This is a genomic window from Sphaerospermopsis sp. LEGE 00249, from assembly GCF_014299995.1.
Classification (GTDB): domain Bacteria; phylum Cyanobacteriota; class Cyanobacteriia; order Cyanobacteriales; family Nostocaceae; genus Sphaerospermopsis; species Sphaerospermopsis kisseleviana.
Map to the genome: position 1 here is coordinate 17,294 of NZ_JACJUZ010000044.1, position 24,905 is coordinate 42,198.

The following is a 24,905-nucleotide window of genomic DNA, read 5'->3' on the forward strand; positions in this document are numbered from 1 at the left end:
TTACAGGATGAAGGATGAATTTATTAATACTGAATCTTGTTAATCTGAAAAAATAGTCAATCCTGATTTTGACAATAGAAATTTTATGAATCAGTTTATGAATCAGAATTAGGAGCATTAAAGGAGCAATATGATAAAATAAGAAAGGATGCACAGGATGAAAAAACAGGAATACCATGAAGACCCAAGAACTCCAAATTTTACAAACTCTTTATGGACAAGATTTTTTTGCTTGGGTAGAACAGACCGCAGAAATTTTGCGATCGCAACAGTGGGAAGCATTAGATTTAGAAAATTTAATTGAGGAAGTGGTAGATTTGGGTAAGAGTCAACAGCGAGCGTTACAGAGTGCTTTAAGGTTGGTGTTATCACACCTGCTAAAGTGGAAATATCAGCCTGAACGTCGTAGTAAAAGTTGGCAAGTAACCATTACCCGTGAACGATTGAATTTAGATGAATTATTGGCAGAAAGTCCCAGTTTACGACGGTTTTTAACTGATGATGAATGGATAAACGCTACTTATCAAAGAGCGCGAAAAGAGGCAATGGTCGAAACTGGTTTATCAGAGGAGAAATTTGCGATCGCTTGTCCTTTTGCTCTCAATCAAATTTTAGACCTAGACTTTTATCCTCACTCTGACGAATAATTACTTAAAAAATCAGTTACATATATATCTGAAAACCTACACAATCTCCAAAAATGACAGAAGCTAAAAACGTACTCGGTACAAAATTAGAACTTTGCTGCACATCTCCCATGACTGGATATTACCGCGATGGTTTTTGTAACACAGGAGGGCAAGATTTTGGGATGCACGTTGTTTGCGCTCAAGTAACAGCAGAATTTTTAGAATATACAAAATCCCAAGGCAATGATTTAAGCACACCTGTACCTTATTTTAATTTTCCTGGTTTAAAACCTGGAGATTGTTGGTGTTTATGTGCTGCCAGATGGCAAGAAGCTTTAGAAGCGGGTGTTGCACCTGCTGTTGTTTTGGAAGCTACCCACTCTAGAGCTTTGGAAGTTTGTAATTTAGAAGATTTACAAAAGCATCGGGTAATTCGTAATTAGCTTTTTTTCCATTCAATAGATATAGATCCCCAACCTCTTTGATCTTTGAAAAGTCGGGGATCAGGTTATTATTTAATTAGGGGTTGCTGAGAAAGTCTTTCCGTGAGGGCATAGGAGTCAGGAGTCAGGAGTCAGGAGTCAGGAGGAGATTTGAAAATTTCTTTGCCATCTCTTGAAATCCCAAAAAATGCACACTTTTTCCGGTATACCCTTCAAAACCCTTGCACTAATTTCTGTGTTTATCAGCCTCTAACCTTTGATATATCAAGGTTTTAGGTACTATGATCCTCAAAAAGCTTGCACTTTGTGAGTGTTTGCAGAATTTCAAAATAAAAAAAACTCCTTGAACTCCTGACTCCTTGATAGCGACTTGTACTGAGCCTGTCAAAGTAAGCGTGGCGTTAACCATACTCCTGGCCCCTCACAGATAACTTTTTCAGCAAACCCTACTTAACTAATACCAAATACAGAACCAACGGTAGACTTAATTGAATTTCCAGCATCCTTTAAAGTCTGAGTAATTGGGTGTTTGGACTGCAAAAATACTCTCGCACAATTACGTCCTGGCATTCCTGAAATTGAACCACCGGGATGAGTACCTGCACCTGTTAAAAACAGGTTATCAATGGGAGTTTTATAATTTGCTAATTCTGGTAAAGGTCTAAAAAATACCATTTGATCTAATGTCATATCAATATGGTAATAATTGCCTTTATAAGCCCCTAATCTTTCTCCTAATTCTGCTGGACTTTCTACCCTTCTAGCGATAGTTGCATTTTTCACATTGGGAGCGTAAGTTGCTAGTTTATCAACTACTTTATCTGCAACTTTATTTTTCAATTCATCAGTCCAACCTGTACCTTTTAAACCTGTACCTTCTGCTCCAGAAATTTGATAAGGGGCAAAAAATTCAATCCAAACTGTATGTTTTCCTGGTGGTGCTAAAGTCCGATCAAGAAAGCTAGGCATCACTAAATACATTGAGGGATCACTATCAGGAATTTCTCCGATTGTACATTTACTATGCGCCTGTTCTACATGATTCATGGAATCTGCAATTAAAATTGAACCAATGAGATATTCGTCTTTATGTTCATGGTAAGGAAAACGCAAGGGTTCATCTAATGCTAAATCTATCTTTAAGATAGTTTCATTATTATTAACTATGCGCCTTTCTAATCTGTCTCGTAATTCTGGATCAGCATCATCTACTTCTTGAGCATCTATCAATTGTAAAAATAATCTTTTGGCATCAATATTAGAAATTACTCCATATTTTGCCCGATATTCTTCACCATTGGCAACCCGTACACCTACGGCTTTACCATCATCAATTAAGACTTTTTCTACTTGCTGATCTGTGAGAATTTCGCCGCCTTTTGCTGTTACCAAATTTACTAATGCTTTGACTAATGCACCTGTTCCTCCACGGGGTCTAGTCATTCCTGGATGATGACGCATAGACATCATCATTACACCTATAGCCAGGTTTTTCTGTGATGGTGGCGCTCCTAGTTCTGATGCTAGTCTAGAAAGTGGTGCTTTGAGAAATTCTTCATCAAACCATTCATTTAAAATATCTTCTGCACTGGTGAGCATTGTTCGCACAAAATCTAAACTTTTTTGGGTAGAACCAATGACAGAAAATAAATCTTTGAATTTTTGCAGGTTGTAGTTACCGAATATATCTATAATTGATTTGGGTGGAGCGTTGAACATGGGCATCATGGCGTTAATTGCCCGTTGCCAATAATGTGTAAACTCGGCATATTTTTTAGCATCTCTTTCATTATACCTGGCTATTTCTGCACAGGTTTTTTCTAATGATTTATGGGCTAAAAAATATTTCCCATCGGGATGGGGACAAAAAACAACTGGGTCACATTCTAGATATTCTAATCCATATTTTTCTAGTTCTAATTCCTGAACAACTGGACCGAGATGAATAAATTCATGGTCAATAGCACAGAGGTTAAATTTAAACCCTGGTGCTTTGTCTGGGATACATTCTTCTGTTGTGGCCGCACCACCGGGAACAGAACGTTTTTCTAGTAGCAGGACGCTATAACCTGCTTTGAGTAAATAAGCAGCACACACTAAACCATTGTGTCCTGCGCCAATAATTACAACATCATATTCTTTCATGTTTTTTATTTGATCATAAACTTCTATAAGGAGTCAGGAGTCGTAGGGGCAAAGTAGGAGCGTTTTGTAGGATTCTGTATTTTGAATCCTCACTGGGAATATAAGACTGCTGTGCAACTTAATTAAGATTTTGTAAGGTTTCTTCTGAAGGAAGTTGTTTAACATGGGCTGCGAGCATGAGTATTAATTGACCCTTTTTGACTTGCATATCTTTAATATAAAATATCATATCTTCCCATTCAAAGTATGGTAAATTGAGAATTTCTTTAACTTTTTGCATGGCTGCGGTAATTAATTCTATTCTAATTCCTTCACCTTGGGTACAACGAAAACTCTCTAACATGGCAGGTTTTGTTTGGGTGCGGGGATGAGCTATAGCATGATATCCTAAAATGTGACTGTTTCCCTGTTCTTTGAGCCAAATTTTACCTTGAAATTCTAAGGTCTCATCAGCAGGTAGAAAAACCTGCATTTCTTGGGGTTCAAATTTGACAACTTTTCCATCTACATCTAGCTGGAATTTTTGCACTAAGCTGCGAATTATTTCTGAAGTTAAAGCTAAGTTAATATCAGTTTCTTCCATGACAACATGGGCGATCGCATTTACTGGTTCATTAAGTTTAATCTGCCCAAATATGGCACTAAAAGGATTGACAGCAATGCTATCTGTTTGCAGTTTAATTTCTTGAACACGGATTTTTTCTTTAATCACTAATCCTTGACCAGCTATAGCAACCCCGTCTACTTTTCCCTGAATTATTTTACCAATATCTGTTTGTATGTCTACATCTATTTTTTCTGATTCATCTAATTCTTCAGTTAATCTGCTTTGGGCTGCCTGAGCTAATAATTTTTCTTCAAACTTTTTTTGTACAAACGGCTGTTCAGGCATAAAAATTTTTATTCTCACAATGTGTTATTACTTGCTAATCTAGCCTCTGAATCATCAAAAGAGTATCTATAGTCAGACATAAACTCATTAGTAGATTTAATCAAGGAGTCAGGAGTCAGGAGTAGGGGTTTAGCACTGCTAAACCCTTACAGGATTCAGGAGTCAGGATCAAGAATATTCATTCCTATTCTCTGTTCCCTCTTTACTGTCACCTGTCACCTACTTAAAACTACGGCTTTTGTGGGGTGGGCATCCTGCTCGCCCTAGTTGTGCTTTATAGTTACTTATAGAATTAGAAAGTCAAGAACCAGATTTTAACCTATGTCGTGTAGTAGATCGAGAAGAAAGAACTGATGTGCCAGATCAAACAATTACAAAAATAGTCCGTCGTGGTTTTCGTTGGGGTGAAAAAATTATCCGTCCGACAGAAGTAATTACGGCGAAGCCTGTCGTCTAATGGCGAGTCTGCGAATGTAGAATCCCCTCGCCTTTAGGCAGGGGAGTGTCAATGGTATGGGTTCGTACAGAACCAAAATTACTAATAATTATACCTTGAGAGTCACAATCATCAAAATACTATGAAGCCGCAAGAAAGTAATATTACAGAAACTTCCACATCTGCAAAAACATGGCGTGGTTGGCAAGAAAACCTGACTTTAATAGCGATCGCACTAACTTTAGCATTACTAATCAGGACATTTATCGCCGAACCCCGATTAATACCATCAGAATCAATGTACCCCACCTTACACATAGGCGATCGCTTAGTAGTGGAAAAAGTATCTTACCGTTTTCATCCTCCCGAAACAGGCGATATTGTCGTTTTTCAAACACCACCAGAATTACAACGTCGTGGATATGACAAAAACCAAGCCTTTATCAAGCGTATTATTGGTAGGCCAGGAGAGGTAATTAGTGTAGCGAATGGTAAAGTTTACCTCAACGGTCAGCCTTTACAAGAAGATTACATTGCCGAACCACCAAATCAGCCATTTCCAACCGTAAAAATCCCAGAAGATGAATTTTTCGTGATGGGAGACAACCGCAACGATAGTAATGACTCCCGATACTGGGGCTTTTTACCTCAGCAAAATCTCATTGGCCGTGCTACCTTTCGCTTCTGGCCTTTAGACCGTATCGGGTTAATTTTGTGATTGGGGACTGGTGACTGGGGACTGGTGACTGGGGACTGGTGACTGGTGACTGGGGACTGGGGACTGGGGAAGAAAATTTTAGATTTTAGATTTTAGATTTTAGATTGGAGATCACAAAAACAATCCAAAATCCAAAATCCAAAATCCAAAATCCAAAATAAAAAACTCCTGCCTTCTGCCTCCTGCCTTCTGCCTCCTGCCTCCTGCCTCCTACCTCCTACCTAAAACCGCAGATAATACATTAATTGAGCGATCGCCTCACCTGACAGTCCTAACCGTTGCTGAAAATCAACCAAGTTACGGTAATAACCAGCAGTGAGGCGATTTTGCACTACCGCTTCAGCTAGAGACAAATCTATCAATGGAATTTTCGCCAGACTCTCTACCGTTGCGGTATTGGGATTTACTTGCGTAGTATTAGCGAGAGATCCATCATCATAGTAGCTAAAATTTAACAGTGGTTTCAGTGGTTCTAGCCTTTGTACAGGAACACTCAAAGCCGCTGCTATATCTTCAATACAATAAAATTTAACACCTGAACGTGATAGTTCTACGAGCGATCGCCCTTGATGAATAGATAACCCTGGTAAACGTAGCCAATCATCTACAGTCGCTTGATTAGCATCAATACGCATCCCCAGTTGTGCGGCCATCTGAATTTCTGCCCCAGATTGTAGACGATAATAGGGATCATTGAGCAGTTTAGCTCGGAGTTTTTGTAATTTGAGATTTAAAGGTAGCCAGTTTATCATGGTATTGTAAAACTTCGCCGAATTTATAGACAAATATTAATTACATCAAGAAATCTGGTCTAACATCTGACGGCGCTTTTGCTCAAATTCATACTCAGAAATTAAGCCATCTTGGCGCAAAGCATCTAACTCACGTAAGGCATTAGCTACCGATTCTACTTGATTACTGACCTGTGGTGAAACTTTAACTGCCGACTTCCCAAAATTAAAGTTTCGGTCAAAAGCTTCTTCATCTTGCGCTAAATACCAAACCCCTTCTATAGCACTAGCTACTTTGGGAATTGGTGTCCAAGATAACAATACATACAAAATTCCCCATAATGGCTGTCCCAAGTAAAATTTATGTAAACCTGAAATTGTTAGTGTGCCAGAAAAGGCTAAAATAGCAGCAATGCTTCTACTCTTCCGTTTCGTTAATATCATCCTTCTCAAGCTCCAACTACTAAAATTATAAAAATCAGACATCTATAATAGTAAATTACTAAATTCCTGGAATCAATTGATCAAGTTATCTGTGAGGGTCCAGAAGTATGGTTACGCATCCTCAATCCCTTGATTTTTTTCAGATTTATTCAACAACCCCTAATTAGCGATCGCTCTCCCATTGGAGTCATCCCACAAAATCGCATTGCTCCCGAAATTACCTAACTCACACTCACAGATTTTTTACTGTAATATTCATTTTCTGCATACACACTAATTACAGTATCACCAACTACGAAAAATGTCCCTTCTTGCTCAGATTTGGAAAACTGCAAATCAGGATATTTACTACTAATTTCATCCGCAGTCATCGCTTGAGTGTTCATGTCATCAGGTAACAAACCCGTCGCACCAATATAAAATACTAAAGGTGAAATTTTCTCTCGATAAACTTTTTCTGTATAACTCTCTAACTTCTGTTTTGCTGTTGTCATCCCGTCGATAATTTCCTGTTTATCCACAGGTGTACCTGCGTGTTTTGCTTGTAGTAATAAAGCCAAAATTCCAGCACCAACCAAGTTTAAAATTTTTGCAAATTTACCCGTTGTTTCTATTCCCAGAAAATCATCAAAAACAGCTTTCATTAAATCATCTGCTTTTGTAAATTTATTCCTAGAAGCAACAGCTTTACTACGAAAAGCAATATTTTCCTGAAAAGCTAATTCAAAAGTTGGTTTCTTGAAAATTTCCCCAGTTTCTGAATCATAAACTTCATATCTTTTATCAAGAAATTGATTAGCAGAAGACAATTTATTAAAATTCACAATTTCTAAACTGCCAATATCAATCTTATAACTCACCCTTGAATCTACAGTACCATCAGATAAAGCTGCTTTCAAATCTGTATATTCGTTAGTGGTGGGAAAATTCAGATACAGACTTTTAGAAAGATAATGTTTTTTCAATTCTTCAATTTGTGCAGGAATAAATACATCTGACTCTTCCCGTAAATGAGCAGATAAAATACTCGTTAAAGTTTTAATTTCTGCCAGTTGAGTAAATAAACCTTCCACACTGCTATAATTACCTTCAAAACTGACTAAAGGTAAATCTGCTAATTGCAAAGTATATTCTTTTTGAAAATCAAATTCCTCCCTATCAATAACCCCTACCGCTTGCAATTCATCAAATGCTTTTTTACTGCTAATTTTCACTTTTAAAGTCTTAACATTAATTTCTCCATCACTGACAATGGTATAATTATTAAAAGTCGTTAAATCATTTAATAACACACCTGCAACTTCAGTAATTGGGGTTTTATCTTCCGCTTTTACCAGCTTCACTTTTTGCGTAAGCAGCATATTAATAGTTGCGGTATTGCGGTTAATATCAAAAGTTCCCATCTGCACATAATCACCTGGTTCAATATATTCTATTTCTAACCAAGGTTTGATTAATTCTCCATTTTCTCCCCTTGTACCATTAACCCGCTTAATACCCTTTCTTTGATAAGTTTCTTTCAGATGTTTGAGGTTAATAATGATATGTTGATGATGTTTTGATAAAATATCAATCAATGCCAAAACGGAAATTTTATCATTAACTTTGACATAATCTAAAATTTCATGTTCAGCTAAAACATGAGGATAAAAAATGGCAATTTCTAAATCTTTGGTAAAATCAGCAATGTCTTCATTAGTTAAAGCTTTTGCGTGTCTTGCGGTTAAGGTTGCATTGAAGGTACTCGCAAGCGCGTATTTCGCAGTATTCAAATTTCCATCAGCTAAATTTGCCTTAGCAAAAATATAAACAGATGGATCATTTTGTGCCACCGGAACATCTGTTAATTGTTCATAAGCTGCTTTGGTAATTTGCTTATATTTATAGATGTAAGCTTCGTCTTCTGGTTTTAAACCAAAAACTTTTAATGTTTGGTTTGTACCATTAATTTTTTCAGCAGTGGGAGAAAAGAAAACTTGATAACTGTAGTCACTAGCTAAGGTTTCTTCTATGACTATTCCCGTCGCTTCTTTTAACACATTTACAGTGTTATAAAGAGCATCATAAACTTCCTTAATATTCCCAGCTTGGATACAAACACCAGAAACAGAATTAGCGATTTTAGCGAGGAATTTAAAATCAGAAGAGGAAGAATAAGCAATGGTGTTAACAAAAACTTCCTTGTTTTTCAAATCATTACAAATTCCCTCTATTGCCTTAGATTCAGAATTAAAACTGCTATCATTAGCATAGCCATCACTGTGTAAAGTAATTGCAGTTAATTCATCAGGATGAATCAATTCATTAGCTAATTTCAAAGATTGAGAAATACAAGTTAAATAAGTAGCACGAATAGCTTTGATATCAGCCATGTAATCTAAATCTGGCTGCATTACCTCCTGAATCGGTACACGCTGAAAATGACAGGTTAAGTCACCTTTGGAAGAATAGGAAATCAACGTTACCACTAATTCTGAGTTGCTGTATTCATCCAGTGTCAAAAGTTTGATTAATGTTTCTTTTAAAGCCTCAATATCATAATACATTGAACCGGAACGATCAATAATCATGATACTATGAGCAATCATTTTTTTAGGAATAGCATCAGGCTTAATTTCCAGTTTTATTTTCTCAGTTAAATAAAAAGCTTTTTCCTTACCTGCGAGATTATAAACAGCAAACTTGGTTTTTTGACTTGTCATAATTTTGCCGATGGTAATTTTACAAGGAATATTGTCCAGGATCAATCACAGGATAAATTAATTTATACCTGATTGGGGTGATGTTGTAATATGTTGTAAAGAATCTAATTAGAGATGTTTTGATTGTTTCTATATCATATATAGTACATAAATACTATAAAAATGTCAAGGTCAGGGTAAAAATCTTTATATTTCTTAATTTTTGCTTGTCAGCAAAGTGAGAAATGTTTTACTAAATATCTTAAATGTAATGATGCTAACTAAAACTGCATTTAGATACCCGACTTCTTTGATAAATTAACATTCTTTACCAAAGATTCAATTAGGAAGTCGGGTATCTTTCGTTTGTGTTATAATAAAAATCCGACATAATTAACCTGCCAGAAAACTATAGCAATGACAAACAAAACCATGAAAAATAAAGAATTTTATGTAGTAATTAAAAGAGATGAAGATGGTATGTATATTGGTGAAGTGCCTCAACTGAAAGCCTGTTATAGTCAAGGAGAAACCATTGATGAATTGATCACTAATATTAAAGAAGTAATTGAAATGTGTTTAGAGGAATTAGAAGAAGAGTCAATAACAGAATTTATAGGAGTAAGCAAAGTAGTTTTATCATCACTAAATTACCAGCAATTACAGGAGAAGAATTAATTACCGCATTACAAAAAATAGGTTTTTATATAGTGAGACAAAAAGGTAGTCATGTCAGAATGAAACATCAAGATGATCGAGTTGTTTCTATTCCTTGTCATAGTGGTAAAACCATTGGTAAAGGTCTATTATTAAAAATAATGCGAGATGTAGATTTAACAAAAGATGAACTAATCGAACTTTTAGACTGACACCTAATTAAAGTATCTGCGTTTAATTTTGCCAATCCTAATTTATTCAGTACAAACAAACTACCCAAATATCAAGTTAAGATCAAGGAGACTTTACACTTCTTAACTCTGAGGGATATGGCGCGAGATTTACGGGGATTTATTAAAATTCTGGAAGAAAGAGGACAATTAAAGCGAATTTCGGCTTTAGTAGACTCTGAACTAGAAATTGCGGAAATTTCTAACCGAATGCTGCAAAAAGGTGGTCCAGGTTTAATCTTTGAAAATGTCAAAGGTGCATCTTTCCCCGTTGCAGTGAATTTGATGGGGACGGTGGAAAGGATATGCTGGGCTATGAACATGGAAAAACCAGAGGAGTTGGAAACTTTGGGGAGGAAGTTAAGTATGCTTCAGCAACCCAAACCCCCGAAAAAGATTTCCCAAGCGATAGACTTTGGTAAGGTGCTGTTTGATGTTGTCAAAGCGAAACCGGGAAGGGATTTTTTCCCTGCTTGTCAACAGGTGGTTGTGGAAGGTGATGATTTAGATTTAACTAAGTTGCCTTTAATACGTCCTTATCCGGGAGATGCCGGAAAGATAATTACACTGGGATTGGTAATTACCAAGGATTGTGAAACAGGTACTCCTAATGTGGGTGTGTATCGCCTACAACTGCAATCTGAAAACACCATGACCGTACACTGGTTATCGGTGCGGGGTGGTGCGAGACATTTACGCAAAGCGGCAGAACGTGGTAAAAAATTAGAAGTGGCGATCGCCCTTGGAGTCGATCCTTTAATCATTATGGCAGCAGCCACACCCATTCCCGTAGATTTATCAGAATGGTTATTTGCGGGACTTTATGGCGGTTCTGGGGTACAATTAGCCAAGTGTAAAACAGTAGATTTAGAAGTACCCGCAGATTCAGAATTTGTTTTAGAAGGAACTATCACCCCAGGGGAAGTTTTACCCGACGGTCCCTTTGGCGATCACATGGGATATTATGGCGGTGTGGAAGATTCGCCTTTAGTGCGGTTTCAGTGTATGACACACCGCAAAGACCCGATTTATCTTACCACCTTTAGCGGTCGTCCACCCAAAGAAGAAGCAATGATGGCGATCGCCCTTAACCGCATCTATACCCCAATTTTACGGCAACAAGTATCAGAAATAGTTGACTTCTTCCTGCCAATGGAAGCATTAAGTTACAAAGCAGCAATTATTTCTATTGATAAAGCATACCCTGGACAAGCAAGACGAGCAGCTTTAGCTTTTTGGAGTGCCTTACCCCAATTCACATATACTAAATTTGTGATAGTTGTGGATAAAGATATCAACATTCGTGATCCGCGTCAAGTTGTCTGGGCAATTAGTTCCAAAGTTGACCCAACCAGGGATGTATTTATATTACCAAATACCCCCTTTGACACCTTAGATTTTGCGAGTGAAAAACTTGGTTTAGGGGGGAGAATGGGCATAGATGCAACCACCAAAATTCCCCCAGAAACAGAACATGAATGGGGCGCACCTTTAGAATCTGATCCTGATGTTGCCGCAATGGTAGAAAGACGCTGGGCAGAATACGGATTAGCAGATTTAAAACTAGGAGAAGTTGACCCCAATTTGTTTGGTTATGATATGAGATAGCTGACTGGGGACAGAAGGCAGGAGGCAGGAGGCAGGGGAAGATGAATAACCCCAATGCCTAATGCCCAATGCCCTACATCCTTTTAGATATCATCCTTGCATCCCAGGTATAGAAACCAATTTGGTTAGGAACTCTAGAAAATCTACCTGTGCGATGACCTCTAGATAATTCATTGAGAACCTTATTTTTTACCTCTCTCATGTCCCGATCATCAAGTTCTCCATAGATACCATTAATGACTTCATTCACACCAAAAACCCGCCCTCTATGTTCACCTAAAAAAGATGTCAAAGCATCAATTAAAAATTGACCCTCATATTTTTTGAGCATGGGAATATCATTGGAGTGTGTTACAGCCACAGGCTTTTTTCTTCTACTTTTACTACGAGTAGATGAGCCATTATGATGATTGGGATCTAACAAACTTAAAGCCAGAGTATAACAACCAGGTTCGTTAGGAATAGCCGACCAATAACCCCTTTCTCTACCTTGAGTCAGAGAAGATTGAACCCTACCTTTGACGATTTTAAAGATAGTAGATTCTAACTCACCATAGAGCGATCGCACAATAAAATCTATATGGCAAACAGTCCCAGCATATTCATGCAATAAAATCCTTAAAGCTTCCATTCGACTCAAGGATTTATATTCAGGAAGCATGGGAATTTCTGCCCCCTTCGTAAAATGTTCATAACTATCCCCAGACGTATTTCTCAGATCAGAAACTGCAAATTTCCTAACCCCATTACTTGAACCATTTGTTTTCCATTCTTGAGAGTGAGAAGGTTCTGACTCTACAGACTCCAACAAGTCTAAATCAGACTGATGATCTGATGCTAAAAATAAACGAGAACTTTGTTGATCACCAGTTGCTAATTCTGAAATTCGTTCCTGTTCATCACCATAGGACCAAGGAGATAATAAAGCTTCTACATGATCCAATTGCGATCGCGCTTCAATAAATAGCCGTTGGTACTCTTGTGCCAGACCAGCATAATAGTCTCGTAATTCCAACAATGGTCTAATAAATACCTCTGAAGGAGGTTGTAATTGTTCTTGGTTGTTCATATTACTTCAATTATTCTAATTCAATGTCACTTTTGTAATTCATCGCATGAGGCTTGAGTTTTCTAGGATCATGAGCAGATTTTTTCGGAGGTTGAGGAGGACGGCAACTTTCACAATATAAAGGTCTAGGTCCAAAGGTTTCCCGTTTTGTCGCTTGATTACATTCTTTACAAACAAAATGAAAAACACGAGTGTGAATCTGTCTTTTATGCGCTCTAACAGTATATTCTCTCACATCAATGATCTTGGTAGCCATAATTTAAGAATTGCCCAGTTCTGTACTCTTAATATAGCTATTCAAGCAAACAAAACAATTTCAGTGTGTGTTTTACTGCAAGTTTTATTCAAATCCTTAAAATAAAGTCAAATAGGATAAACATTTGTATAGTTAAGAATAAACAGCAAAGCCATCTCAACTTCTGAGATTGTGCCGCTAATCTCCCCTTTCCTGAAGATGACATTTGATATTTAATTTAAGTCTTTCTATTTGTTCATCTCTATCTACTGATCATCTGGATAACTTTGCATAAATTTGATAGTCAAACCATCCTCCTCATGGATGAAATCACCTAATGAATTTGTTCATCTGTTGTAATTTATGATTCATTAGGGCTTGCTGAATAAATGTGAAAATATTACAAGTAAAGGGTCTTAGCCTGCTGGAAGTTAAAAAAGTGCAAGACTTTACGAGGTGGGATCTCAAAAACCTTGCATTTAATTTCTACACAAAGGAAAAATCGCTCTCATCGAACTCTTCAAACTGTTCCCTGTCTCCACGACAAGACTTTTTCAGCAAACCCTATTTATTTTGTTTGAGAAATAGATCCCTAACTTGTGGTCGGGGATCTCCTTGATCTTCTGACTCCTGACTCCTTGATATCCTATGATTGGGACTCCACAAAATCAGCATCAATCACATCTTCACCCCGACCACCTTGTGCTTCTCGACTGCTTCCATCAGGACTTACATCTGGTCTTCCCGCTTGGGCATAAACCGCACTACCAATTTGCATCAAAATTTGCTGTAATTCACTGCTAAGAGACTTGATCCGATCAAAATTATCTTGATTGATAGCTTCCCGCAAATCTTTGACTAACTCATCAACTCGACTTCTATCACCAGCACTGACTTTATCACCCAAGTCTCTGAGTTCTTTTTCAGCTTGATAAACTAAAGAATCAGCTAAATTCTTAGTATCAATTTGTTCACGTCTTTTTCTATCTTCCTGTGCATGAGCTTCCGCATCCCGCACCATTTTTTCTACATCTCGTTTATCAAGAGTAGAAGCACCAGTAATAGAAATTGACTGCTGTTTATTAGTGGCTTTATCCTTAGCGGTCACGGAAAGAATACCATTAGCATCAATATCAAAGGTAACTTCAATTTGTGGTACACCTCTGGGTGCTGGAGGAATACCATCTAAACGGAAAGTACCCAAACTTTTATTATCTTTTGCTAACTCTCTTTCACCTTGTAAAACGTGAATTTCCACATTACTTTGACCATCAGCCGCAGTAGAAAAAATCTCCGATTTCTTCACAGGAATAGTTGTATTACGGCCAATGATTTTAGTCATCACACCTCCCAGAGTTTCCACACCTAAAGATAAAGGAGTGACATCAAGCAGTAAAATATCTTTAACTTCACCTGATAAAACACCCGCTTGAATAGCAGCACCTACCGCTACAACTTCATCAGGATTCACACCTTGACAGGGATCTTTACCTGTCATTCTTCTCACTAATTCTTGCACAGCAGGAATACGAGTAGAACCACCAACTAAAACAATTTCATCAAGTTGGGCATTTGTCAGTTTTGCGTCTTGCAATGCTTGTTGTACTGGTTGACGACAACGATCTAAAAGATCCGCCGTCATCTCCTCAAACTTAGCCCTTGTTAATGTCATATCCAAATGTTTAGGACCTGCTTGGGTAGCCGTAATAAAGGGCAAATTGATATTAGTTTGAGTGGCGCTAGAAAGTTCAATTTTTGCCTTTTCTGCTGCTTCCGTTAATCTTTGTAATGCCTGTTTATCTTTCCTTAAATCAATACCTTCATTAGTTTGAAATTCATGTGCTAACCAATCAACAATCTTTTTATCAAAGTCATCACCACCTAAATGAGTATCCCCACTGGTAGATTTAACTTCAAACACACCATCCCCAACTTCCAAAATAGAAACATCAAAAGTACCGCCACCAAGGTCAAATACTAAAATAGTTTCATTTTGTTTCTTATCCAAACCATAAGCTAATGCTGCTGCTGTTGGTTCATTGATAATGCGGAGAACTTCTAAACCAGCAATTTTACCTGCATCTTTAGTAGCTTGGCGTTGGGAATCATTAAAATAAGCAGGAACAGTAATTACTGCTTGAGTAACTTTTTCTCCTAAATATTTACTAGCATCATCAACTAACTTTCTCAGAACTTGGGCAGAAATTTCTTCTGGTGCAAATTGTTTATTAACTGCGGGACAACTGAGTTTTACATTACCATTACTATCACGCAGTGTCCTATAGGAAACTTCCGTTGCTTCATGGGTAATTTCTTCATGTTTGCGACCAATGAACCTTTTCACAGAATAAAAAGTATTTTCTGGGTTCATTACCGCTTGTCGTCTAGCAATTTGACCTACCAAACGTTCACCAGTTTTAGTGTAAGCTACCACAGAAGGAGTGATGCGTTGACCTTCAGAATTAGCTATTACTAAAGGTTGCCCACCTTCCATCACAGCAACACAAGAATTAGTAGTTCCTAAATCAATTCCTACTACCTTTGCCATAGTTTCCCCCTGGACTTGAGTAGAAGTTTTTCAGAAGTGCTATTCTCTCGTTCCCAGTCTGAGACTGGGAATGCTATTACAGAGTCTCTGACTCTGCTATCACTAAAGGCAGAAATTTCAATAATTCATTCCCATACAAAGTATGGGAACGAGAAAATGAGATGTAAACTGAATGTGGGATGGGCATCTTGCCCGTCACAGGCTAGAAGTCTGTGCCACAGGTGTTCATATCTCAAATGAAAATGCTATAGCTGACTGCTTATAGCTAATAGCTTAAAAATTAACCGAGATTAACTTTGAAAGCTTTTTGTTTTTCAGGTTCTGTTTTCGGCAAGTTCAAACGCAAAATACCATCTTTATATTCTGCTTGAACTTCTTCATGTTTGACAGTAGAAGGTAAAGGAATTATCCTTTGAAACTTACCATAACGAAATTCTGAACGAGTGTAACCTTCTCTTTCAGTTGTGGTTTCAGACTTCCTTTCACCAGTAATAGAAACAGCTTCAGGAGTTACTTCAACATTCACATCTTTGGCTTCTAAACCAGGCAGTTCTAATTTCAATTTATAGGCATCATCAGTTTCTTCGAGTTCAGCAGCAGGGATAAAAGTTAACCCTCCTCTTTCACCTCCATCACCTGGTATCATTCTTTCAAACAAACGATTCATCCGCCTTTGTAAAGTATCAATTTCGCGGAAAGGATCCCAACGTTCAAGTTCGCGGAAGGGTTCTAAACGTTCAAGATCGCGGATAGGGTCCCAACGAACTAATGCCATAACTATCTCCTATACAATGCTGTATTTGGCTTGCGGAGGCTTAATTTTCAGCTTCACAGATGGCAAACAATACTCGTATATTTTTTTAATTTTTTATTGCGTGAAGCTTTATCTTTTGCTTCCTAATTAAACAATAACACCAAGATTTAAATTTAGTAGGTTCGGTTTTATAGCTATAGAAATCGCAATAGCCGTACCTGCTACATTGTTTCACAATTTGTTACAAGTATGTCCATAAAAAATGCACCTTATGTTAGTTGTAAATATCTCAACATTACCCTCAGTTATCAATTGACAATTGACAATTGATAATTGATAATTAATTGTTTAATTCCAGCTTTAAAACCTCTCTTTTCCATGGAAAAAGCCAAAAATGCCGCTTTTTTAAGCCTCTTCCTTTAAGGAAGAGGTAATTGTCCATTATTGAAGGCTATGCAGCAGTCAAACTTCTATCAAAAAAACAAAAAATAAAAATCCCTCTTAGGTAGAGTTATAAAGTAAAAAAAATATATTCATTCTAACTTATGAGATATATTGAGATATATATTGTAGTAAAACTTTTTCATGTTCACGAATAAAAAAGTGATCACCAGAAAACTTATGTAAAGAAAAAGCTGCTGTCGTCTGTTCTTGCCATGCTTCTAATTCATAATCAGTAAATGCGGGATCTTGCAGTCCACCAAAAACACTAATGGGAAAATCAAAAGGTGGTTGATGGGTGTAAACATAAGTTTCTAAAACTGTAAAATCAGCCCGGAGAATAGGCAGAAAAAGTTGGATCAATTCTTCATTTCCTATGACACCATCAGGAGTACCATTAAAATTGCAAATTGCTTGCCAAAATTCATCATCTGGTAAATTGTAAATTTTTCTTTTTGTGGGTGTAACTTGGGGAGCATTGCGAGCAGAAACAAATAAATGTAATGGTGTTAAATTATAATCTGAGCGCAGTAAACGAGCTAATTCAAAACCAACGAGTCCACCCATACTATGTCCAAAAATAGCAAAGGGTTTATCTAAAAATGGGATGAGATTTTTCGCTATTTCTTCAACTAAAGGCTGCATTTTTGTGTAGGGAGGAAATTTCATTTGTTTTCCCCTACCAGGAATTTCTATAGGACAGACTTCAATGGTTGGGGGTAAATGACTAGGCCAGGTGCGAAATATTATGGCGCTACCTCCTGCGTAGGGTAAGCAAAATAGGCGCATTTTTGCTTGGGGGTTGGGTTGGGGAAAGGTTGTTGTTCCCATTTTCCTGTATTGTTATTTTTCTCGGTTTTAGGATATCAGGAAAGGGATGTTTTTTCTCACGCAGAGGCGCTGAGGAGGAGGAAAAATACACAAAAATATAATTTTATGTAGGTGTAATTCATGAATTATCCCTACACGAATAAAACTTCTTAAAAATCAACTCCCCGCTTCAATTCCACACCTTGATTAGCATAATGTTTATGACAATAAACCTCAGAATGAATACTTGCTAAATCAAAATAAGCAGGTTGATTTTGACAACGACCAGTAATAATAACTTCCGTATCTTTTGGTTTACGCAGCAAAGCCTGTACAATTGGTTCAACAGGGAGTAATTCTAAATCAACGGTGGGATTAAGTTCATCGAGGATGATAGTTTTATACACACCAGAAGCGATCGCTGTTTTGGCAATTTCCCAACCTCTTTCCGCTTCTACATAATCTAATTCTTGCCGAGAATTACGCCACACGATCGCATCCCTTCCACAGCGTAAATGATCCACTACTTCAGGATAAGACTGCTGCAAAGCGGCGATCGCTGCATCTTCAGTATATCCACTACCACCCTTCAACCACTGCATAATTAATACACGGGTAGAACCAGGATGATTAATCCCCCTACCTATTGCCTGTAAAGCCTTGCCTAAAGCACTAGTAGACTTACCTTTGCCAGCGCCAGTATAAATTTCTATACCTTCAATCAATAATTCTTTGGCTGTGGGGTGGTGTTGGGGTTTCATTTCCGAGTGCAGATCTGCAATATCCAGTAATTGTTGCGGTGCTGCCCGACCTGTGGTAATAATTTCTAATTCCTGGGGTTTAGATTTTAAAGTGTTTACCACCTCATCCACAGGAAGCAAACCCAAATCTAAAACAGGGTTAATTTCATCTAAAACCACAACAGAATATAAACCAGAGGCGATCGCACCTTTAGCTACATCCCAACCCCGTGCTGCTTCTGCGCGATCAAAAGGGGTAATTTCATCATGGCCGAAATATTCCGCTCTACCAGTGCGAACCTGATCAATTAAATGGGGAAAACCACGCTGCAAAGCGGCGATCGCTCCATCCTCATCATAATCACGTTCTGGACCCTTCAAAAACCGCAACAGTAACACACGATCAAAATTACTCTCAGCATTGATACCTAGCCCAATAGAGCGCAGAACCACCCCTAAAGCTGCTTGGGACTTACCTTTACCCGCACCATCATAAACATGAATTTGACCCGTGAGGCGTTCAGAACGCGCTTGTGCTGTGCGAATACCGATGCCATTTCTTGTCATTTTTGGAAAACTTTAAAAAAGCTGTAACGTGGCTGTTTCTGATCTTACCGAACCTCAGGAAGTATTACCAACTAATTCACCAACAGTCAGCAGTCAGTAGTCAAAACCTAAAACCCACGTAGGTAAATTTTGTCTGTGTAGCCACGACTTCGACTCCCTGGCACAATTAGAGAAAAAATGGTCAAAAAAATGAGATAATTTCCCCCATCATCCGTATAATCTCAGTTATCTTTCATGGTACATCAAGAAATTGATTCATTCAATGTTATACTCAATCCTACGTTTTTAAACGTGGTTTCCTCCTGCCTCCTATCTCCTGCGTCCTGAAAAATTTCAAACTTTATCATTTATAGAAGCTTTATGTCAGACGAATTAACATTACCGAGAATTTTACCCCTTGGGGCAATTTTGTTTGAAACTTTATTTTTACTAATTGCCATTCCCCTAGAAGGGTACCTTCTCAATAGATCACTCAAATTTGACAAAAAAACCAGCATTTTTTACGCCATAGCTATGAACGTTTTTTCCAGTGTCATTGGCTGGAATGTATTTTTTATGGTCGAACCAATATTAGCTGTAGGTATCAAGTCAGAATTGATTAGTTATATATTTTTTAATACCTTTAAAAGCGCCAGCATACAGAATTCTCTAATTCTCATTGGCTTTCTGGTTTTCTTTGGTACATTTTTAGTCAAGTTTGCATTGTTAAAACTGTTGATTATTACCTTAGATGAAGGGGGTAAAAAACAAGAAAGCACAGACACCACTCAGCGCCAAAAAATCCTTATTAGCGAAAGAATTAAATTACAAAATACCAGCTTAATTACTACTACTTTAATCGCCAATTCCTTGAGTTATACCGCTATTTCATTAATTTTAGTCATTCGTGGTTTTGTGATTAGGAATTAAATTGAGAAATTGAGAAACTAAGTGAAAACATCAGCCAGGTAAAAATAGCTAAAAATAGGTGCAAATATGAATTCATCATTGTTTAAAGAAGTAATACAGCTATTTAAATTTGTTCAAGATTTATTTTTGGGCATTCAAAAACTTGTCATGCCTCCCAAAGCTTTTTCTTGGCAGACATTTATCTATTTAAGCCTTTTCGCGTGGGTAAATTCATATTTTGCCACAGGACTAATCAAAGATATAATTGCCTTAACAGGTTGGGGATTTTTAATTGCAGGTACAGCTTGGTATACCACCGATGGTCCTGCAAGAGTTCCAGGAACTTTTATGCCAGTAGGTGCATTAATCACTGGGTTTTTAGTCAGTATATTTGCTTTTGGACATCAGGAAAATGTAGTTACACCTAGAACTATAGTTCTTTGGCCGACAATTGCAGCTATAATTACCGCCATCCCAGAATTTTTCTCAGGAACAGGTACATCAACAAAAGCTACCCTTCCCAAGTTAGAAGCACGCCAAAAAATCATTATTTTACTTGCTTGGTCGATGTTGATAAGTTGCTGGATTCAGTTTTACTTTGTTATAGATAAATGGTTAAAAGAATATCCCAGTTTATCCGCAGATAATTTTCAACGCAGCGCCTTTGTAATTAAACTAGAACCAAAATCAAAAAGACCAGAAAACGGTAATATGATTTTAAATAAAATTCAACCGCTAATAGAAGAACAAATATCCAGAAGAACTTGGTCAGAAGTAGAAAGATGGTTACTAGAAGCTAACCAACAAGTAGGCAATTTGGGTAAAAGAATGATTAACCAAAACCTCAGCGAATACGAAGAAAAAGGACTCTGGAAAATAGAACCGCGTGTAGTTAATATCAAATCTGGTTACAGATTAGATATTCTGAGTATTTGGCAAGGACCAACTGCTAATGGTAGGGGATTTTATCTGCAAAAATCTTGTCAAATTCAGCCAGTATCAACTGTTAAAAGTCCAGAAAATAAAAATGCAGTAGCATCCATTAAATGCGAACGCAACAGCAGATTTTTCCTTGGTTCACCACCACCACAACAGTAGATTTATTTATCAATTACCAATTACCAATTACCAATTACCCATTACCAAAAAATATGAACGCAGTCAGAACATTTGTAATGGCAAAAAACGTATTTCAGGAAGTGATACGCGATCGCATCCTGTACATTATCGGTTTTTATGCAATTATCCTCGCTGTTGCCAACCGGGCAATTTTTGAATTTGCAGCTACAACCCAAGACAAAATCTTTTTAGATGTGGGTTTAGCAGTAATGAATGTCATTGGTTTAATTGTTGCAGTCTTTATTGGCACAGGACTTGTCAACAAAGAAATTGAAAAACGGACTATTTTCATGTTAATTGCTAAACCTATCAGCCGTAGTGAATTTATCACCAGTAAATACTTAGGTTTATCAGGTGTGTTGGGTGTACTTCTAGCATCCATGACATTTATTTATTTGGTATTTTTGCAACTTGGTAAAATGTCCTATCCCCTACCCAGCATTCTTTTAGCCATACTTTTCTTATTTTTACAATTAACTTTAATTACGGCTGTAGCTGTCACATTAGGAGTTTTTACCAGTTCCTTAATAGCCACAGCTTTAACATTTGCCGTCTATTTAATGGGCAATATTACCAAAGATTTAGTCGCATTAGGTCGCCTCAGTGAAAACACTGCGGTAGAAAGAATTACCCAAGGTTTATATCTCATACTCCCAGATTTATCTCGCTTAGATTTAAAAAATGATGCCGTTTATGGACTGCAAGCAATACCGGATACTATAACACTATTAAGTAATGCTGGTTATGGCTTACTTTACAGTTTCATGTTGTTGGCGATCGCCATTTTGATCTTCTTGAAAAAAGAGTTTTAAAGGTGATTGGTGACTGGTGATTGGTGATTGGTGACTGGTGATTGGTGATTGGTGATTGGGTAGTAATTGATAATCATGAATCATCAATTATCAATTATCAATTGTCAATTATCTCCCCAGGTTTGTAACTGCAAATAAACTAACACCAAAGTCACCACTAATAACACAGTAGCAACTGCGGCGGCGTAACCAAAATCAAATTGACCAAAAGCTTCTTGATAAGTGTAATAAACTAACAAATTAGTAGAATTTAAAGGACCGCCTCCTGTAATCACATAAACAGGTTCAAAACTTCGTAATGTAAAAATTCCCGTGGTGACAGTCGCAAAGATTAAAGTAGGTCTTAATCCTGGTAAAGTAATATGCCAAAATTTCTGCCAACCATTTGCACCATCTAATTCTGCTGCGTCATAAAGACTAGGAGGAATAGCTTGCAACCCAGCCAAAAAAACCACCATATTAAAACCTATTTGTTTCCAAATACTAAATAAAATTATCACAGGCATTGCCCAAAAAGTATCACCTAACCAAGATATGGGTGCAACACCAAAAAAATCTAAAAATCCATTCACAGGACCAGTATTTTGAAACAACCAACGAAAACCTAAACCAGCCGCAACCAGTGAGATAATAGAAGGGAGAAAATAGGCACTTCGCAAAAGTCCCCGCAAAGCTAAAGAACGATCTAATAATACCGCTAATCCCAAAGGAATCACCAAACTGGGAACAAGACTACCAAAAGTAAAATAAACAGTGTTAAACAGAACTTGCCAAAAATCAGAGTTTAGCAACAACCGCCAATAATTTTTAAAACCTACCCAATAAATACCCGATGAAGTAAAACTACCAGCAGTAAAACTGAGATAAAACAAATAGGCAATAGGCCAAATTATAAATAAACCTAACAAAATCAGTGCTGGTGTGAGAAAAACCCAAGCCGCAGCAGTATCATTATCTAGTAGTTCCGAAGGAGAAAAACGGGATGGTTTCATGATAATCTTAGACATTCACAGTATATTCATAATTTTATGAGAGTTTATGAGTCAATATTACCCCATTGATGGCACACCTAGTCTAGTTTCTCCTGATATTTCTCTGGAAAATTCACAACCTAGCAACGTTTTGAAACTGGGAGTAATGGCTTCAGGAAATGGTAGCAATTTTGAAGTAGTTGCCCAAGCTATCCAAGCAGGGAAACTCAACGCCCAAATTCAAGTTTTAATTTACAATAATCCCACAGCAAAAGCCGCAGAAAGGGCAGCAAATCACGGAGTAAAGGCTGTATTATTAAATCATCGTGACTATAAAAAGCGCGAAGATTTAGACAGAGAAATTGTCAAAACTTTTAATCAACATGATGTAGAATTAGTGATTATGGCTGGCTGGATGCGTTTGGTAACACAGGAATTAATTGATGCTTTTCCTGATAAAATTATTAATATTCATCCCAGCTTGTTACCGAGTTTCAAAGGTGTGCGGGCCGTAGAACAAGCATTAGAAACCGGAGTTAAAATAACTGGTTGTACTGTACATTTACTGCGTTTAGAAATGGATAGCGGACCAATCATCATGCAGGCCGCAGTCCCAGTATTACCAAATGATACAGCAGAAACCCTACACGCAAGAATCCAAATTCAGGAACACCGTATTTTACCATTAGCCATTGCTTCCCTCGCTGACAGGTGACAGGTGACAGTTGACAGTTGACAGTTGACAGGTGACAGTTGACAGGGGGAATTATATTTTACCAATTACCAATTACCAATCACCAATCACCAATCACCAATCACCGCTATAAATGCTACAATCCTCTGTTAGAAAATTTTAGGATATCTCCATGTCAGTTTTAACTAACCCCATAAAGTTTGGTACTGATGGCTGGCGGGGTGTTATCGGTGATGAATTTACCTTTGAACGCCTAGCTATAGTTGCCCCAGTCGCAGCTAAAGTATTATATAATACCTACTATTCCACAGTCAGTAGCCGTACCATCATTGTCGGTTACGATCGCCGTTTTATGGCAGAAAATTTTGCCCGTGTTGTCGCTGATGCTGTCAAAGCCGTTGGTTTTGATGTCCTGTTTAGCGAAACCTACGCACCCACTCCCGCTTTTAGTTGGGCTGCAAAAGACCTCAATGCTTTAGGCGCTTTAGTCATCACCGCTAGTCATAATCCTGGATCATATTTAGGTTTAAAAGTCAAGAGTGCTTTTGGTGGTTCTGTGCCTCCAGAAGTTACCAAAGAAATAGAAGCACTATTAACAGAAGCAGTACCAACCGCAACAACTCCGGGCAAAGAAGAGACATTTGATCCCTGGCCTAGTTATTGTCAAGCATTAGAAAAAAAAGTAAATATTGACAAAATTCGTCAAGCAATATCATCAGGTAAATTAACATTATTTGCCGATGTCATGCACGGTGCGGCTGCTAGTGGTTTGGGTAGATTATTAGGTGAAAAAGTTAAAGAAATTAACAGCAACCGAGATCCTTTATTTGCAGGAGGTGCGCCCGAACCTTTACCAAAATATCTTTCCCTTTTATTTACAGAAATCAAAAATCATGGGGAAGAAAATAACAATAATAACTCAGGTTTAACAGTAGGTTTAGTATTTGATGGAGATTGCGATCGCATTGCCGCAGTAGATAAAAATGCTAATTTCCTCAGTTCGCAAATCTTAATTCCCATCTTAATAGATCACCTCAAAACCAGACGCAATTTTACAGGGGAAATCGTTAAAACCGTTAGCGGTTCTGATTTAATTCCCCGTGTTGCGAACTTATTGAATTTACCTGTATTTGAAACCGCCGTTGGTTATAAATACATTGCCGATAGAATGTTAGCCACAGAAGTATTATTAGGTGGTGAAGAATCAGGTGGTATTGGTTATGGTAGCCATATTCCTGAAAGAGATGCTTTACTATCAGCATTGTATGTATTAGAAGCAGTAGTAGAATCGGGTTTAGATTTAGGTGATTATTATCAACAATTGCAGAAAAGAACTAATTTTTCCTCAGCTTATGATCGGATAGATTTACCCTTAGCGAGTATGGAAGTAAGAGGAAAATTATTACAACAATTACAAACCCAACCTTTAACAGAAATAGCAGGTAAAAAAGTCATTGATTGTAATACAATAGATGGTTATAAATTCCGTCTTGCTGATCAAAGTTGGTTAATGATTAGGTTTAGTGGCACTGAACCAGTATTACGCCTTTATTGCGAAGCACCAACTTTAGAACAAGTCCATCAAACCCTAAATTGGGCTAAAACTTGGGCTGAATCAAATTAGGGGACTGGGGACTGGGGAC

At 37.5% G+C, this 24,905-nt stretch carries 25 protein-coding genes; 12 read left to right on the forward strand and 13 right to left on the reverse strand.

The features are described from left to right. The first annotated feature begins 176 nt into the window (after positions 1 to 176). Both H5968_RS15645 and H5968_RS15650 read left to right on the forward strand, forming a co-directional pair. Positions 177 to 647 (forward strand): DUF29 domain-containing protein, encoded by a 471-nt coding sequence (locus H5968_RS15645; protein WP_096571866.1) that lies wholly within the window; start codon positions 177 to 179, stop codon positions 645 to 647. A gap of 53 nt (positions 648 to 700) precedes the next feature. After that, positions 701 to 1,072 (forward strand): DUF2237 family protein, encoded by a 372-nt coding sequence (locus H5968_RS15650; RefSeq protein ID WP_187040690.1) that lies wholly within the window; start codon positions 701 to 703, stop codon positions 1,070 to 1,072. A 450-nt stretch (positions 1,073 to 1,522) separates the two neighbouring features. On the opposite strand, the gene crtO is transcribed toward H5968_RS15650, so the two are convergent. Beyond that, positions 1,523 to 3,226 carry a beta-carotene ketolase CrtO gene (gene crtO, locus H5968_RS15655; protein WP_187040704.1) on the reverse strand — a complete coding sequence of 568 codons (1,704 nt, stop codon included), beginning with the start codon at positions 3,224 to 3,226 and terminating at the stop codon, positions 1,523 to 1,525. Between the two features lie 109 nt (positions 3,227 to 3,335). Next, positions 3,336 to 4,109: a DUF2993 domain-containing protein gene (locus H5968_RS15660; RefSeq protein WP_187040691.1), complete on the reverse strand. Its 774-nt coding sequence runs from the start codon at positions 4,107 to 4,109 to the stop codon at positions 3,336 to 3,338. Between the two features lie 286 nt (positions 4,110 to 4,395). Here H5968_RS15660 and H5968_RS15665 point away from each other — a divergent pair, with 286 nt between their 5' ends. Together H5968_RS15665 and lepB are read left to right on the forward strand one after the other, a co-directional pair. Further along, the gene (locus H5968_RS15665) at positions 4,396 to 4,566 is read left to right on the forward strand and encodes a nucleotide exchange factor GrpE (RefSeq protein WP_370569779.1); all 171 of its coding nucleotides are present in this window, start codon (positions 4,396 to 4,398) and stop codon (positions 4,564 to 4,566) included. A gap of 121 nt (positions 4,567 to 4,687) precedes the next feature. Next, positions 4,688 to 5,263 carry a signal peptidase I gene (gene lepB, locus H5968_RS15670; protein ID WP_096571861.1) on the forward strand — a complete coding sequence of 192 codons (576 nt, stop codon included), beginning with the start codon at positions 4,688 to 4,690 and terminating at the stop codon, positions 5,261 to 5,263. Between the two features lie 221 nt (positions 5,264 to 5,484). Here the strand turns inward: lepB and H5968_RS15675 are convergent, their stop codons facing one another. From H5968_RS15675 to H5968_RS15685, 3 genes are all read right to left on the reverse strand, one after another. Continuing rightward, positions 5,485 to 6,015 (reverse strand): ComEA family DNA-binding protein, encoded by a 531-nt coding sequence (locus tag H5968_RS15675; RefSeq protein ID WP_187040692.1) that lies wholly within the window; start codon positions 6,013 to 6,015, stop codon positions 5,485 to 5,487. A 45-nt stretch (positions 6,016 to 6,060) separates the two neighbouring features. Continuing rightward, positions 6,061 to 6,435 (reverse strand): NINE protein, encoded by a 375-nt coding sequence (locus tag H5968_RS15680; protein ID WP_096572842.1) that lies wholly within the window; start codon positions 6,433 to 6,435, stop codon positions 6,061 to 6,063. 224 nt (positions 6,436 to 6,659) lie between these two features. Further along, positions 6,660 to 9,140, reverse strand: a complete 2,481-nt coding sequence (locus H5968_RS15685) for a vWA domain-containing protein (protein WP_187040693.1) — start codon at positions 9,138 to 9,140, stop codon at positions 6,660 to 6,662. Positions 9,141 to 9,536: 396 nt separating this feature from the next. On the opposite strand from H5968_RS15685, the gene H5968_RS15690 reads away from it, so the two are divergent. From H5968_RS15690 to H5968_RS15700, 3 genes are all read left to right on the forward strand, one after another. Next, entirely contained in the window at positions 9,537 to 9,797 is a 261-nt protein-coding gene (locus H5968_RS15690; protein WP_222620697.1) for a type II toxin-antitoxin system HicB family antitoxin, read from the forward strand. A 32-nt stretch (positions 9,798 to 9,829) separates the two neighbouring features. Then, positions 9,830 to 9,988, forward strand: coding sequence for a type II toxin-antitoxin system HicA family toxin (locus tag H5968_RS25785; protein WP_370569777.1), 159 nt, complete (start codon positions 9,830 to 9,832; stop codon positions 9,986 to 9,988). A 117-nt stretch (positions 9,989 to 10,105) separates the two neighbouring features. Continuing rightward, positions 10,106 to 11,614 carry a UbiD family decarboxylase gene (locus H5968_RS15700; RefSeq protein ID WP_187040694.1) on the forward strand — a complete coding sequence of 503 codons (1,509 nt, stop codon included), beginning with the start codon at positions 10,106 to 10,108 and terminating at the stop codon, positions 11,612 to 11,614. Between the two features lie 73 nt (positions 11,615 to 11,687). Here H5968_RS15700 and H5968_RS15705 read toward each other — a convergent pair whose 3' ends face one another. From H5968_RS15705 to H5968_RS15730, 6 genes are all read right to left on the reverse strand, one after another. After that, the gene (locus tag H5968_RS15705) at positions 11,688 to 12,683 is read right to left on the reverse strand and encodes a hypothetical protein (RefSeq protein WP_187040695.1); all 996 of its coding nucleotides are present in this window, start codon (positions 12,681 to 12,683) and stop codon (positions 11,688 to 11,690) included. Between the two features lie 10 nt (positions 12,684 to 12,693). Then, the gene (locus H5968_RS15710; protein ID WP_096571856.1) at positions 12,694 to 12,939 is read right to left on the reverse strand and encodes a hypothetical protein; all 246 of its coding nucleotides are present in this window, start codon (positions 12,937 to 12,939) and stop codon (positions 12,694 to 12,696) included. Between the two features lie 625 nt (positions 12,940 to 13,564). Next, positions 13,565 to 15,466 carry a molecular chaperone DnaK gene (dnaK, locus tag H5968_RS15715; protein WP_187040696.1) on the reverse strand — a complete coding sequence of 634 codons (1,902 nt, stop codon included), beginning with the start codon at positions 15,464 to 15,466 and terminating at the stop codon, positions 13,565 to 13,567. 280 nt (positions 15,467 to 15,746) lie between these two features. Continuing rightward, a complete protein-coding gene (locus H5968_RS15720; protein WP_187040697.1) occupies positions 15,747 to 16,241 on the reverse strand; it encodes an Hsp20/alpha crystallin family protein in 495 nt (164 codons plus the stop codon). Between the two features lie 522 nt (positions 16,242 to 16,763). After that, positions 16,764 to 17,492 (reverse strand): thioesterase II family protein, encoded by a 729-nt coding sequence (locus H5968_RS15725; RefSeq protein ID WP_187040698.1) that lies wholly within the window; start codon positions 17,490 to 17,492, stop codon positions 16,764 to 16,766. A 149-nt stretch (positions 17,493 to 17,641) separates the two neighbouring features. Continuing rightward, complete coding sequence (locus H5968_RS15730; RefSeq protein ID WP_137666083.1) at positions 17,642 to 18,778, reverse strand: cob(I)yrinic acid a,c-diamide adenosyltransferase; 1,137 nt, start codon at positions 18,776 to 18,778, stop codon at positions 17,642 to 17,644. 360 nt (positions 18,779 to 19,138) lie between these two features. On the opposite strand from H5968_RS15730, the gene fraC reads away from it, so the two are divergent. The 3 genes from fraC (at position 19,139) to H5968_RS15745 (ending at position 21,597) form a co-directional block, all read left to right on the forward strand. Next, on the forward strand, positions 19,139 to 19,687 hold the full coding sequence (gene fraC, locus H5968_RS15735) for a filament integrity protein FraC (protein WP_187040699.1): 549 nt from the start codon (positions 19,139 to 19,141) through the stop codon (positions 19,685 to 19,687). Positions 19,688 to 19,753: 66 nt separating this feature from the next. Then, entirely contained in the window at positions 19,754 to 20,764 is a 1,011-nt protein-coding gene (gene fraD, locus H5968_RS15740) for a septal junction protein FraD (RefSeq protein WP_187040700.1), read from the forward strand. A 53-nt stretch (positions 20,765 to 20,817) separates the two neighbouring features. Next, entirely contained in the window at positions 20,818 to 21,597 is a 780-nt protein-coding gene (locus tag H5968_RS15745) for an ABC transporter permease (protein WP_187040707.1), read from the forward strand. Here the strand turns inward: H5968_RS15745 and H5968_RS15750 are convergent. Both H5968_RS15750 and H5968_RS15755 read right to left on the reverse strand, forming a co-directional pair. Then, entirely contained in the window at positions 21,535 to 21,684 is a 150-nt protein-coding gene (locus tag H5968_RS15750; protein WP_187040701.1) for a hypothetical protein, read from the reverse strand. The genes H5968_RS15745 and H5968_RS15750 overlap by 63 nt on opposite strands. A gap of 17 nt (positions 21,685 to 21,701) precedes the next feature. Next, positions 21,702 to 22,589, reverse strand: coding sequence for a carbohydrate ABC transporter permease (locus tag H5968_RS15755; RefSeq protein WP_187040708.1), 888 nt, complete (start codon positions 22,587 to 22,589; stop codon positions 21,702 to 21,704). Positions 22,590 to 22,635: 46 nt separating this feature from the next. Between H5968_RS15755 and purN the strand changes: the two genes are divergently transcribed. Continuing rightward, a complete protein-coding gene (gene purN / locus H5968_RS15760; protein ID WP_187040702.1) occupies positions 22,636 to 23,283 on the forward strand; it encodes a phosphoribosylglycinamide formyltransferase in 648 nt (215 codons plus the stop codon). 151 nt (positions 23,284 to 23,434) lie between these two features. Further along, on the forward strand, positions 23,435 to 24,886 hold the full coding sequence (locus H5968_RS15765; RefSeq protein WP_187040703.1) for a phosphoglucomutase/phosphomannomutase family protein: 1,452 nt from the start codon (positions 23,435 to 23,437) through the stop codon (positions 24,884 to 24,886). Positions 24,887 to 24,905: the final 19 nt, after the last annotated feature.